The sequence below is a fragment of the Pedobacter sp. R-06 genome, assembly GCF_049913135.1.
GTDB lineage: Bacteria > Bacteroidota > Bacteroidia > Sphingobacteriales > Sphingobacteriaceae > Pedobacter.
Genome location: NZ_CP183977.1, coordinates 6,111,092 through 6,125,016, shown reverse-complemented (window position 1 = coordinate 6,125,016; position 13,925 = coordinate 6,111,092). Strand labels below are relative to the sequence as shown.

Annotated in this window: 12 protein-coding genes; 8 read left to right on the top strand and 4 right to left on the bottom strand. The window is 35.5% G+C overall.

Annotation, left to right across the window (positions count from 1 at the left end):
* Positions 1 to 17: 17 nt before the first annotated feature.
* The gene (meaB, locus tag ACN9MR_RS24935) at positions 18 to 917 is read right to left on the bottom strand and encodes a methylmalonyl Co-A mutase-associated GTPase MeaB (protein ID WP_426327171.1); all 900 of its coding nucleotides are present in this window, start codon (positions 915 to 917) and stop codon (positions 18 to 20) included.
* Positions 918 to 975: 58 nt separating this feature from the next.
* On the opposite strand from meaB, the gene ACN9MR_RS24930 reads away from it, so the two are divergent.
* The 7 genes from ACN9MR_RS24930 to ACN9MR_RS24900 all read left to right on the top strand — a co-directional run bounded on the left by ACN9MR_RS24930 (position 976) and on the right by ACN9MR_RS24900 (position 8,673).
* Positions 976 to 1,851, top strand: a complete 876-nt coding sequence (locus tag ACN9MR_RS24930) for a glycosyltransferase family 2 protein (RefSeq protein ID WP_426327170.1) — start codon at positions 976 to 978, stop codon at positions 1,849 to 1,851.
* Complete coding sequence (locus tag ACN9MR_RS24925) at positions 1,852 to 2,838, top strand: glycosyltransferase family 2 protein (RefSeq protein WP_426327169.1); 987 nt, start codon at positions 1,852 to 1,854, stop codon at positions 2,836 to 2,838.
* A 130-nt stretch (positions 2,839 to 2,968) separates the two neighbouring features.
* Entirely contained in the window at positions 2,969 to 4,786 is a 1,818-nt protein-coding gene (locus ACN9MR_RS24920; protein WP_426327168.1) for an ABC transporter ATP-binding protein, read from the top strand.
* A 4-nt stretch (positions 4,787 to 4,790) separates the two neighbouring features.
* Positions 4,791 to 5,624, top strand: a complete 834-nt coding sequence (locus ACN9MR_RS24915; protein ID WP_426327167.1) for a hypothetical protein — start codon at positions 4,791 to 4,793, stop codon at positions 5,622 to 5,624.
* Positions 5,617 to 6,624, top strand: a complete 1,008-nt coding sequence (locus ACN9MR_RS24910) for a hypothetical protein (protein WP_426327166.1) — start codon at positions 5,617 to 5,619, stop codon at positions 6,622 to 6,624. Before ACN9MR_RS24915 ends, ACN9MR_RS24910 begins: the two co-directional genes overlap by 8 nt.
* Before the next feature lie 15 nt (positions 6,625 to 6,639).
* Positions 6,640 to 7,539 carry a glycosyltransferase family 2 protein gene (locus tag ACN9MR_RS24905; RefSeq protein ID WP_426327165.1) on the top strand — a complete coding sequence of 300 codons (900 nt, stop codon included), beginning with the start codon at positions 6,640 to 6,642 and terminating at the stop codon, positions 7,537 to 7,539.
* 15 nt (positions 7,540 to 7,554) lie between these two features.
* Positions 7,555 to 8,673 carry a glycoside hydrolase family 99-like domain-containing protein gene (locus ACN9MR_RS24900; RefSeq protein ID WP_426327164.1) on the top strand — a complete coding sequence of 373 codons (1,119 nt, stop codon included), beginning with the start codon at positions 7,555 to 7,557 and terminating at the stop codon, positions 8,671 to 8,673.
* 49 nt (positions 8,674 to 8,722) lie between these two features.
* Here ACN9MR_RS24900 and ACN9MR_RS24895 read toward each other — a convergent pair whose 3' ends face one another.
* Positions 8,723 to 9,832, bottom strand: a complete 1,110-nt coding sequence (locus ACN9MR_RS24895; RefSeq protein WP_426327163.1) for a glycosyltransferase family 4 protein — start codon at positions 9,830 to 9,832, stop codon at positions 8,723 to 8,725.
* A gap of 239 nt (positions 9,833 to 10,071) precedes the next feature.
* Here ACN9MR_RS24895 and ACN9MR_RS24890 point away from each other — a divergent pair, with 239 nt between their 5' ends.
* Complete coding sequence (locus ACN9MR_RS24890; RefSeq protein WP_426327162.1) at positions 10,072 to 11,076, top strand: glycosyltransferase family 2 protein; 1,005 nt, start codon at positions 10,072 to 10,074, stop codon at positions 11,074 to 11,076.
* A 3-nt stretch (positions 11,077 to 11,079) separates the two neighbouring features.
* Here ACN9MR_RS24890 and ACN9MR_RS24885 read toward each other — a convergent pair whose 3' ends face one another.
* The gene (locus ACN9MR_RS24885; RefSeq protein WP_426327161.1) at positions 11,080 to 12,168 is read right to left on the bottom strand and encodes an acyltransferase family protein; all 1,089 of its coding nucleotides are present in this window, start codon (positions 12,166 to 12,168) and stop codon (positions 11,080 to 11,082) included.
* 277 nt (positions 12,169 to 12,445) lie between these two features.
* Entirely contained in the window at positions 12,446 to 13,906 is a 1,461-nt protein-coding gene (locus ACN9MR_RS24880) for an MAC/perforin domain-containing protein (RefSeq protein WP_426327160.1), read from the bottom strand.
* Positions 13,907 to 13,925 lie beyond the last annotated feature (19 nt).

The window sequence follows — 13,925 nt, the reverse complement described above, 5'->3', positions numbered from 1 at the left end:
CTTCAACAATTTAGAGGTTAACCATTACTGATAAATTCATCGGCAAAACGATAAATATTAAAATCATCTTGCTTTAAGGCTGCCTGAACTTTTTCTAGCAGCCTTTTTTTATCAATAATCTTCATTTTTTCATGCTGAATGAGTCTCCAGGCTTTCTCTGCAAACAGAAAAGCCCTCCGGTTACGATCAGCGGTAAGCGGCTTGATTATCCAAGCACAGAGTTCATCAATACCTGTATTTTTATCGGCGATTGTTTTTAATATTGGGATAGTCTTTGAGCCTTGATGAACAATTTTCTTTAAATTATTGGCAAAAACATCTGCACCTTCTCTATCAGCCTTGTTTATCACAAAGCAATCGGCAATCTCCATCAAACCAGATTTGATATTCTGCACCTCATCACCCGATTCGGGAACCAGCACCACGATGGTTTTATCTGCTAATCCGGCAATTTCTACCTCCGATTGCCCAACACCAACAGTTTCTACAATAATCAGATCAAAATCAGCAGCTTTTAAAACATCAACCATTTCGATAGTTTTCGCTGAAATACCCCCCAGAGCGCCCCGGGTAGCTAACGAACGGATAAAAACATTTGGATTGTTAAACTGACCAGCCATACGGATACGATCACCCAGCAAAGAACCAAAATTAAATGGAGACGTAGGATCTATCGCCAATATAGCAATGCGCATTCCTTTCGTAACAAGATGACCAACAATTGCATTTACCAGGGTGCTTTTACCGGCACCTGGAGGTCCGGTAATGCCTAAAACCGGCACATTAACCCGACTATCTAAATCTCTTAAAATCGAGTCAGCCGGTGTAATGTTATTTTCAACAAGAGTTAATGTTCTTGCCAAAACCTTGTAATTCCCGGCTTTTACTTCGCTTAAAATGGATAGATGCGTATTCATCAATAAAACTATCTTTGTACAAATAAACAAAAATTATCAGCTACAAAGCATCCCCATAATGAAAGTTACCGGTTTTACCTTTTTAAGAAATGCAATTGTAAACGATTATCCAGCAAAAGAAGCCATACTTTCAGTATTACCTTTGTGCGATGATTTTATAGTTGCACTGGGCAACTCATCTGATGAAACTTCTGAAATGGTTAAAAGTATCGATCCTAAAATCAGGACCATCGATACCGTTTGGGATGACAACATAAGGGAAGGCGGTCGTGTTTTTGCTGATGAAACCAACAAAGCTTTAGCAGAAATAGGCAAAGATACCGATTGGATGATCTATATTCAAGGTGATGAAGCCATACATGAAGATTATCTCCCCCTGATCAAAAAAGAAATGGAGCTAGAGCTTAACAACAGCAATGTAGAGGCCTTACTTTTAAAATACAAACATTTTTATGCTTCTTATGACTATCTGGCTGAATCCAGACGGTGGTATAGAAGAGAGGTTCGGATTATAAAAAATTTACCAGGGGTAAAATCTTACCGCGATGCGCAGGGCTTCAGAATTAACGACAGAAAGCTTAGGGTTAAGCTAATTGATGCTTACATTTATCATTATGGCTGGGTTAAACCACCAAAAGGATTACAAGGTAAAGTGCGGAACTTTAATCAGTTTTATCAAACAGAAGAATGGATTGAAGAGCATTATCCCGTGCAGGAAACCTATGATATGCACAATGCCGATCGTTTAGTTCATTTTAAAGGCAGCCATCCAAAAGTAATGCAGGCAAGAATTGCTGCTGCAAACTGGAAATTTGAAAAAGATTTAACTCAGGAAACTCCAAAAATGAATTTTCGCAGGAGAGTTTTGCAAAAAATTGAAGATTTAACAGGAATACGTTTGTTCGAATATCGGAATTATAAAATTGTAAAGTAGATGCAGAAAAGTGTTTCTATCATAATACCCAACTATAATGGCAAGCATCTGCTAGAAAAATACCTGCCTTCTGTTTTTATTGCTGCTCAAAACGCGGATACAGAATTTGAAATCATTGTCATTGATGACGGCTCAAAGGATGATAGTATTTCGTTTATCAAAGAAAACTATCAGCAGGTAAAATTATTGATTAATGATCAGAACCGTGGCTTTTCTTACACCTGCAATCATGGCATCCGCGAAGCCAAACATGAATTAATTTTACTCTTAAACTCTGATGTAAAGCTCACACCCGATTATTTTGAGCATCAGTGGAAATATTTCAGCAAACCAGATACGTTTGGTGTAATGGCTCGTATTATGAGTGTTGATGAAAGCCGGATTGAAGATGCTGCACGATTTTTATACTATGGTGGTTGCCGCATTAAAGCAAACAAATTCTATTATAGCGAAAATCCTGAGGATGAAAATGTTTATACTGCTTACCTTTCTGGCGCAAATGCTTTGGTTGACGCTCAAAAATTAAAGGAACTAGGTGGTTTTGACGAAATCTACTCCCCTTTTTCATCAGAAGATTTCGACTTAAGTTTACGTGCTTGGCAATTGGGCTGGAAATGTTATTACGAACACCGTTCATCTTGTTTTCACCATGTAAGTGGTAGTACTAAAACCCAGATTAAATCTAAATTTATTAAAAAGATTTATTATCGAAACCGCTACATCCTTCAGGGTGTCCATTTGCATGGATTAAGAAAGATTCTTTACCCACTTCAGCAGATTTTTACCGAACTTATTCCAAAATTGCTTACGGGTAAAACCTGGGTCCTTGAAAGCTACAAAGATTATTTAGCACATCAGCACCGTATTAGCACCAGTAGATCGCAGCTTGATATGCTGAAACAGAAATATCATTCAAACCTAAACGTCTCGAATGTAATGACCATTATTAATCAATCTGTTAGTACTAAGAAAATTAACCGATTGTAATTTTAAACCCATTGGGTTTTGAAAGCCGGCAAGGTTTATTTGAAAACCGTACATTTGCCAAGTTTTAATTAGATTTTTTTAGAGCTGTTTTAATACATTTCTCTATTTTACATATTCCATTTTACACAAAATGAAGACCTATTTTCGTTTATTATCGTTTGCCAAACCGATTGAGAAATTTGCAATACCTTACATTATTGCAACATTATTCGCCATAGTTTTTAACACCTTCTTATTTACACTATTAGGCCCTTTGTTAGAAACACTTTTTATAAAAGACGCTCCTACAACACTATCAAAAGTTAGCTCATCAATCGATTTTATGGGCAGATTTAGTCAATATATACAACACGCTATTGATACATACGGTAAAACCGAAACTTTAAAATTGGTATGTATTGTTATTGTGGTTACGGTGATATTAGCAAATCTTTTCCGTTACCTCTCGCAGAGATTCATGGAAGATTTAAGGGTGCACACTTTATTAAATCTTCGCAGAACGGTTTTCAATAACGTAATGAACCTACATGTTGGGTTCTTTAACAATGAACGTAAAGGAGATATCATTTCTAAAGTAGCATCGGATGTTCAGGTGGTACAATTTACCGTTACCAACACCTTACAAGTGGTTTTTAAAGAGCCACTTCAGTTGTTATTCTATGTAGGGGTGCTCATTTCGATATCGGTTAAACTTACACTATTCTCTCTCCTGGTTATCCCTATATCAGGTTTTATCATTAGTAAAATTGTAAAACGCCTAAAACACCAAGCGAAAGAATCTCATGAATCGTTCGCAAAAATGATAGGATTCTTGGACGAATCTTTAAGCGGAATTAAAATCATAAAAGCTTTTAATGCAACCCCAAGGATTAAAGACAAATTTGACCAGGAGAATAAATTCTATTCTTACCTGAATAGAAAGATGGCAAGAAGGCAACAGCTTGCTTCACCTGTTTCACAGACCTTAGGAGTATTTGTTGTCGTTTTTATTGTGCTTTATGGCGGAACGATGATCTTAACTGGTCAGGGAGATTTAACGCCCGCAAAATTCTTGGTTTATATCGCCACTTTCTCGCAGGTGATGCAGCCCGTAAAGGCACTTACCGATTCATTTAGTGGAATCCATTCGGGTATCGCGGCAGGTGAAAGGGTCTTAGACTTAATGGATACTAAACCATTATTGGTGAATGAACCAGATGCTAAAGTGCTAGAGGGTTTTAACAGCGCAATCAGTTTGCAGAATGTATCATTCAGTTATGGAGAAAAACAAATCCTTAACTCGATAACCTTCGACATTGAAAAAGGAAAAACTGTAGCCCTAGTTGGTCCATCAGGTGGTGGAAAAAGCACATTAATGGATTTACTTCCCCGTTTCCACGATCCAAAATCGGGAACTATTAAAATTGATGGTCATGATTACAGGGATCTTACTGTAGAAAGTATCAGGGCGCAAATGGGAACTGTTAATCAGGAGTCTTTTCTATTTAACGATACCATTTTTAATAACATTGCCTTTGCCAAGCCTAATGCTACAATGGAAGAGGTTGTTGCCGCTGCGAAAATTGCAAATGCACACGATTTTATAGAGAACACAGAGAACGGTTACCAATCTTTTGTTGGCGATCGGGGTAATAAGCTTTCGGGTGGGCAAAAACAGCGTGTTTGTATTGCAAGAGCTGTATTGGCCAATCCTCCAATTATGTTATTAGATGAGGCAACTTCAGCTTTAGATACCGAATCAGAAAAGTTAGTTCAGGATGCCTTAAACAACTTGATGAAAAACCGTACCTCAATTGTAATCGCTCACCGTTTGAGCACCATTCAACATGCTGATAAAATTGTAGTGATTGACAAAGGTAGCGTTGTAGAAACTGGTAGCCATAGCGAATTAATAGCCATTAACGGTTTATACAAACGTTTAATTGATATGCAGGCTTTTACAGATTAATTTTATGGATACAGCTTTAAATTTAGCCAAATCAATTTCTTCACCTGTGTACGAATATGAGTATTCGATATGTACACTCGTAACCAGAAAGGTAGAATATGAAGAAATGCTGGATTCGTTTCTTCTCAAAGGGTTTGACGAAAAAAGCTGTGAATATTTATTTATTGATAATTCGAGTTCCTGTAGTTTCGAAGCCTATAAAGGACTAAATCAATTTCTTCAACAGGCAAAAGGGAAATATATCATATTATGTCATCAAGATATTATCATACATGATCATGATCGAAACCATTTATCGGAAAGGATTTCGGAAATTGAAAAAAAAGACCCAAACTGGGCTATCCTGGCCAATGCTGGTGGTGTAAATTTTAAGTGGATTGCCACTAATTTAACGCAAGGATCGGGTAATATTATTAAAGAAAAAAGATTGCCATTAAGAACAAAAACCGTTGATGAAAACTTCATGATTGTTAAAAACAGTGCGAATTTGGCACTCTCACACAATCTGTCTGGATTTCATCTTTACGGACCTGATTTATGCCTAATTGCAGATGTATTAGGTTTCAATGCCTATGTAATCGACTTTAATATTATTCATAAAAGCAATGGTAATCCCGATGCATCTTTTTATAGATTAAGGAAAGAATTTATTAAAAAATATAATTATGCGTTTAGAAGTCGATTCATGACGACCACCATTACCCGCTATTATATTTCTGGCAATTGGTTTACAGCTTGGTTTTGCAACCTGCAGCCCATTAAGTTCTTGGTTAGGCAATACTACAAAGCTTTTAAGCCTAAAAAATTATATGTATTAGATATTAAACAAGATGCTTAAGATAAATAAAGATTCTATCATCTATATTTTATGTGCACCAAATTTCGCAACCGGTGGCCCAGAAGCATTACACCAATTGGCTCACCAGTTGATCAGCATGGGCATGGATGCCAAGATGTATTATTTTCCGATTAATGATAGCAGTGTTGACCCCATACATCCATTTTACAAAAGCTATCATGTTCCTTACGTAACTACACTGGAGAATTCAAAGTTGAACTTCTTAATTATACCGGAAACTTCTCCTGAAATTATATTTAAAAAGGAATTTAACAATATAAAGAAAATAATCTGGTGGTTAAGCGTAACCAATTATTACAAAATGCTAGCACCTGTTATCAGAAGAACGAAGCGCAAACCATCCTATTGGATAAGGAAATTATATAATCCCATTCAGTTTGCAACCTTAGAGAAAATCAAGCAAATGGATGTTGCAAATATTGGTCACTCTTATTTTTCGATGGACCATCTAACTAAAGCCGGGATAAAACCGATCGGGCAGATATCCGATTACATGAATCATCAATTTTTCAATCGGGTAAATAATCAGATCGAAAAAGAAAACATCATCATTTATAACCCGGTAAAAAACGGCGAATATTTACAAAAGATCATTGCAAAAACGCCATCACTAAACTGGGTAGCACTAAAAGGCTTAACACCCGAAGAGGTAGCCGACAGAATGAATAGGGCAAAGCTTTATGTAGATTTTGGCTATCACCCTGGTAAAGAAAGAATGCCCAGGGAAGCCTGTATTATGCGTTGTTGTATGATTATTGGTAAAGAGGGATCAGCTGCTTTTGATGAAGATATGCCTATTTTGGATAAATATCGTTTTGATAAAACCGATAATAATATCAATGCAATTGTAAAAATGATCAACACTTGTTTAGATCATTACGAGGATGAAATTAAAAATTTCATCCCTTACCGTGATGTGCTTTACCAGGAAGAGCAAAAATTTGAAGATGCGGTTAAAGCCGTTTTTGTGAATGCATAAATCTTTTTTCTACTGATGATGCAACCTCTAATTTCTATAGCCCTGTGCACATACAACGGAGCAAAGTATTTGCAGGAACAGTTAATGAGTATAGTTCACCAAACCTATAAAAATATTGAGGTGGTTATTGTTGACGACTGTTCTACTGATAATACAATAGAGATTGTTAAAAACCTTCAAAAAACATTTCCTCAGATCAAATTACATCAAAACGAAAAAAATTTGGGATTCAACAAGAATTTCGAAAAAGCTATCGGGCTTTGTACAGGAGATTACATCGCAATTAGCGATCAGGATGATATCTGGGAGCCTAGCAAGCTTGAACTTTTACTCAATCATATTAATGATAACTGGCTCATATTCTCCAATTCGATATTTGTTGATGAACAAAACAACGAATTAGGTAAAACCCTTCTTCAGCCATCATTTAAGCTTGGTGAAAGAGATTTCAGGAGTTTACTTTTTTATAATTTCGTCACAGGCCATACTACCCTATTTGCCCGCGCATTTATTCCTTATATTTTCCCTATTCCAAATTCAGGCTATTACGATTGGTGGATGGGATTTATTGCGCTTTACCACAAGAAAATCGCTTATTTAAACAAGAATTTAACCAGACACCGTATTCACGGTAGTTCTGTAATGAACAAGGAAGAACAAGCTACTTCAAGCAACCCAAAAGAGGCCCGGTTTTTAGAAAAAACAAAGAATTTAGAAATCTTAAAAGATTACCTTAACCTAGGTCCTGAAGATAAACAGCTTATCTCAGATTTATTTAAAAGTTACTCAAAAAAGAAAAAATACAATCTATTTCTGATCATACAAATGATCAAAAATTATCCCGACTTTTTCCCAGATTTAAAAAAACGGAATTTCATCAGCCGATTTAATTTTGCTTTAAAAATGGGGTACTAATATAAAAACAGTTTTATGCACAATTCGAACAGCAAAAACGAGCTTAAGGCTATTGCGCTTTATCTACCACAATTCCACCCTTTTAAAGAGAATGATGAATGGTGGGGCAAAGGATTTACAGAGTGGACAAACGTTACCAAATCAAGGCCAAAGTTTAAGGGGCACTATCAGCCACATTTACCGACAGATTTAGGTTTTTATGACCTTAGGTTGTTAGATACTATGGTTGAACAAGCTACTTTAGCCAAAGCATACGGCGTTCATGGTTTTTGCTTTTACCATTATTGGTTTAACGGGAAGCTTTTAATGGAAACACCTGTAGAACAGATGTTAAAGTCTAAAAAACCTGATTTCCCTTTTTGCCTCTGTTGGGCAAATGAAAACTGGACAAGGCGATGGGATGGACTAGAAACTGATGTTTTAATTAAGCAAGAGTATGACCTAAGTGACGATCTTGACCATATTCGATACCTCATGCCATTCTTTAAGGATGAAAGATATATAAAAATAGATGGGAAACCTGTTTATTTAATGTACAGATCTGAGCTTCATCCTAACATCAACGAGGCCGTAAAGATTTGGCGCGAAGAAGCAAAAAAAGCTGGGTTTGATGATCTTTATCTCATTAGGGTCGAAAATTTTAAAAGAGATTTTGATCCTAAACACCATAATTTTGATGCAAGCATGGAGTTTGCGCCAGATTTCTCTATCAACCTTCAAAAATATAGCAAAAAAAAACCGCTTAACCATTTCTTCAGAAAGTTACTACATAAGAGCACTGTAAAAGAAAGTGGATTACTAGCAAACAAAGTATTCGACTACGAAGAAATGGCCAACAAAATGGCCGAAAAGGAACCAAAAGGTTATAAATACTTCCGATCTGTTTTTCCAAGTTGGGACAACTCTGCAAGAAGAGCTAAAGATGCCACAGTATTCGTTAACTCAAGCCCTGAAAAATTTAAAGAATGGGTTGCAAAAACCGCTGAATACACCTATAAGAATTTCAGCGGCGAAGAGCGCTTAATGTTTGTAAACGCATGGAACGAATGGGCAGAGGGTTGCCATTTAGAACCAGATCAACAATATGGCCATCGCTATTTACAGGCACTAAAAGATGGGTTAGAATCTAAATGATCAAAACCCGAATGATGTAAAAGAGGAAGCGTTCGAATAATAAAGAGACTTAATTTATACTATCCAATATGTTTTCTAAAATCGAAACTTGCTTTTTTACCTCATAACGGGAGGCTTGCATTTTTATCTCATTAATATTAAATCTCTCGGGATTATTTTCAACTTCCATCATTGCTATTGCCAGATCTTTCGTCCTCCAAGAGTCTACAACTATTCCTGTATTCTCTTTCAAAAACTCACTGATCCCCCCAGAGTTAAATCCTACAATCGGTTTGCCCAATGCTGCGGCCTCTAACATTACCAGCGGAAATGAATCTTCCCTAGACAATAACAAGAAGGCATCTCCAGCGTTAAGACAATTATAATATTCTTTGCTTTGTGCTCCTAGAAACCTCACCCGTCCTGGGAATTTATTCTCCACTGTTTTCTTAGTATAGTAATATATACCCGTATCCTCTTCGCCACCAATCCAAATAATTTTAACATTTTCTGGAAGCTCTTTAAGCAACGAAACTAAAAAATCAATTCCTTTTATTAATGATGTTTTGCCAGAAATTGCCCAAACAAAATCGTGGTTATTAAAGCCGATATCCGCCTTTACTTCTGCAGCTGATTTTGTACAGGTTATTTTATTAATATCGATAAAGCCATATAACAAATTCACATCAGGCCGCCCCATATCGCTGATCTTATCACATACTGCTTCAGAACAACCAATCAGTGCTGAAGATGATGAAATAATTGTTTCTAAACCGGTATAAGAAACAAAGTTATATGCCAAAGGTAGCTCATGCGCATGAGTTATAACCTTCACTCCCAATTTCTTAGCAATGGGATAAACTTCTGGAATCACAATGGTATTTACATACCAAAAATCGACCTTGTTTTTTTTATGAATCTGGCTTAATTGATATTCCAATGAATCGATCTTAAAAATTTTTAAAATTGACCTTAAAAGTCTCAAAGATCTTTTTGGATTCTTTTTATAGGGTAAGAAATGTTTAATTTCACTTGGTAGATCATCAATTAGTACGCCCTTATCTTTCGTAAATAAAAGCGGCAAAAACTTCTCCTTGTTTAAGTTAGTTAAAGAATACCAAAGTAGCATTTCGGATCCTGTTCTACCTAAGTTGTGGGTTATAAACAATATTTTCTTCATCTAATCTTTGATATAAAAACAACGGTTATTTTCGGTTTAAATTGGCTGCAAAGTAAAGAATAAATAATGTATTAACTTTTATTTAATTGCATTTACAATCCGCATTTAGTTTGTTACTATATTTGCGATTAATCGCTTTTTAGCAGAAAGGTATATGCTTTGCAGGTATAACAATGCCGAAAAACTTCAAAAATAAAAAGACATAAAGTGCTAAAAATTTCAAAAACAAGCGAATCATAATGAGACAACCAAAAATAACTGTTTTTATGGCTGCTTACAATCAGGCAGATTTTATTGGGAAGTCCATAGATAGTATATTAACCCAAAGTTTTTCAGATTTTGAATTGGTTGTTGTAAATGACGGCTCTACAGATAATACTGCTACTATTGTTGAATCTTTTAATGACAATAGGATCAGATTAGTACACAATGATGGTAACAAGGGCCTGGTTTATACACGAAACCGCTTATTAACGCTTGCACAAGGCGAGTATATTGCTATATTGGACGCCGATGATATTGCTTATCCCGATCGCCTCAAACTTCAGCACAATTTTCTTTTGGCTAACCCAGAAATTGCACTATGCGGAGGCCATGCAGCAATTATTGATGAACACAATCATAAAACAGGAGGTAAGCTAATTGTACCAGTAGATAATGTTGACTTATTTATGTTATTTGGCAACCCATTTGTAAATTCAACAACCATGTTTAAAACCAGTGTTTTTATTGAACTCAATGGTTATCAAAACTACTCTATATCAGAAGATTTTGATCTTTTTATAAGGATGGCCGAAAAATATAAAGTAACCAACCTTAACGAAATCTTTGTCGATTATCGCGTTCACGGCAACAACACCTCTACGCTAAATCTTGATACAAGGCTGGCAAACGAAAGAAAAATCATAAGGCATCTGCAAGAGCGTATAGGCTTACCTTACAATGAAAGGTGGCTAAGTCTACATATCGAATTATTTAATTGGACCCTCGTTAAAAAACATCTAAACAATTATTTGCTTTTGTTCCACGAACTTAAATTGGCCAATAATATTTCCAAAAGATATAATCAAGAGACAGTTAACCGATTCTTCTTCAATAAGTGGATGGAGGTTTTAATATCTAATCAAATTAATGCACTTACCCTAAAATGGTATTTTAAACACGAACTATTCCAAAGTGCTTATTTCAACTTTAAAAAATTCAGAAAGGCGCTCAAAAATAGCATTAAACAATTGCTAAGCTAAATCTTATTGACCAACAGACCATTTCATCTTAGTTTTGATAATCAATGCCGATAGCAAATAGCTTATTGAATATGCTATTATAAACCTTACGATTAACAACGCGGTGTTTTCCCACACATTATAATGCTGAAAGTCCAATTTTAATGGCTGAAAAATAAGGGGTAAAAACCTTTCTATTACTATGCTGTGCAATAAATAAATCCCAAAAGTCGTTTCGCGGGGCTTAAGGCGATCGAGTATTTTAATACTTCCTATTTTTAGCAGAACACCAAATGCAATAAAAGAATAGATAATATTGGATACTCTTAGTGTATTATAAGCATCTTTACTTCCTAATTCAATCAGGTGTACCGATTCCCAAATTCCTAGTGCAAAGGTCAGAACCAAGAAAAAGATCCATGTTATCCATCGGGTATCTTTTACAAACTTCATTACCGCCGCATAATATTTGTTTAAATATACGCCAAGCCACAGGTAAAAAACAAAACCGAATAATGCAGAGGTATGTGTAGTTTCGAACCAGTTAAAATATAGATTTACACTATATACAAGTGAAATAAGTCCAAAAAATATGCCTAACCAATAATTATAGAGGTATTTTTTAAACACCAACAACAGCGTAATGCAGATCAAAAAATTAAGGATAAACCAGTAAGGACTAAAAAACAGTACCCGGTATACTAAATCAGAAATGTAAGCCCCAAAGTTGGTAAACATTAATCCTCCGTCACTCCCTTTGCTATGCGCTATCCATCTATCCAGCATGGTAACTGCAATGAAAATGAACATCCAAAAAAGCCAGGGCCTTACAGTATTCTTAAATCTGTTTTTTAGATATTGACCTGCGGAATATTCCTGAAATTTGTGATTTATCAAGAAACCACCTATCAAGAAAAATGCTACTGTAGAGAATTTAAAAAACTGTATTACCCCAGCTTCTGTTATGGTAGCTCCCATTGTATTATACATCGGTGCCTGTACAATGTGGCTGTGCTCAAATACAATACCCATCATCGAAATACACCGAATGGTGTTAACAAAATCAAAATTCTTCTTTACCGGTATTGTTTCTTTCTTTAATTCGATGTCCATTAATAGTTTTGGTAGTTGAACTGGTAAATATCTACAAAAAAAAGTGCCTCAATTAATTATTGAGGCGCTTTTAACATTTATGTATATAAAATATTACACGATCACCTTTTGGGGAATAAAACCAATATTTCTCTCAAGGATCCAACCATCTCTTCCGATCCAAATTCGCCGAAACTCGTAGAGTAAAGATGTGGCACCTTATTATATAAATCTAAAAATGAAAATGCGGCAAATTCCAATATGGAAATTACCGCATTTAAATGTTAGATAACCTTAATTATTGTGGGGGATAAGCATAAAAAACCACACCTTCATTTGTCCACTCATTCTGTGGATATGGCCGACCTGGATCTGCCCCTAAGAAATGTGATCTTCCTGATCTGTGATGATAATATCTATATATTGGCACAGTGCCTGGTTGTTGCGTCGCATACGCATAGAATTTTACCCCACCGAAGTGCCAATACGGATCACTTGATATGTTTCCACTCCGATCCCAAAGACAATCGTTTGTTGTAGGAGCCCAATACTCATAAACAGGAACTGTACCAGTGGCTTGCACCTTGAAAGCAGAAAAATAAGTTTGCTTATACTGCCAGCTTCCGTCACGGAGATATGGAATATTATCAATATTAAATTCATATCTCCAGACATTTAAGCCCTGACTGTAATAAACTCCAAGTGGAGATGGAATATATTTTTCAGGTACAAGAACCATCTGTCTATCAATAATATATTGTTCAACGGCAGCTTTTACCTGTTGTTTCTTAACCGGATCACTTACTAAATCTTCTAATGGTATTAACCCATCCCCGTCCGTACCAATATTAATCAAGGCGGCATTATCTTTAGTACACGAACTTTGCCAATTAGCAATATTTACTTTAATAGTACTATTGTCTAATGCTAACTCTCCAATCAAACCTTTAGTTCCATCCCCCCCAACAGAATTATAATATAATTTCTGATTATAATTTGAGCTCGCATCAACACTATTGGTTGTCCAATCTGCTGTTACGTTAAAATATTTGCCAACAGAAATACTTGCACCTGCTGTTGCTGCCGATTCTCTTTTACTAGTATTAGTTTGGGATTCATAATTCATATCCAATCTAGCTCCTAATTCAATATTAGTTAATACATGTGTTCCATAACGTTTAACCAAATCAACAGCCGATAATGATGCCAGATCAGTTTTAAATTGTTCACTTAAGTAATTATTGATAAGATTTTCTCTTGTAAAAAAAATCTTCATGCTCCTTTGCTTAATCATTTTTCTAATGGTGGCATAAATATATTTTGCTGAAACACTATCTTTCTTAGCAAAAGAGGCATTTAATTCCCCTCTGAATAATTTTGGTACTTTAAGCAGAGGTAAATCTAAAACCAGGTGATATTTCTCAGTCATTCTTCTAGAGTAGCTTTCAACATTGTCACCGTATGAATATTCAAAATATTCATTCACATCATCATTTGTTCTAAAGAGGCCGGGATTTTCAGTAACAAACTTTTCAATATTTAATACAGGTATTGTTGATGATTCTGCATTAGCCAATCTTCCAGTTACATCGTAACCATATCCCAAAACATGATAGATCGGATGTCCAGTAAAAGCAAAGTTGTGGTGATTATTAGCCAACCCTTTTTCTTTTGCAAGTTCATTTTTCTTGCAACTACTAAATGCAGCGGTAACCACGCACAGTAGGCAAATAATTTTTAATTTGTAATTGTTTTTCATCAGTATCTATCTGTTATTT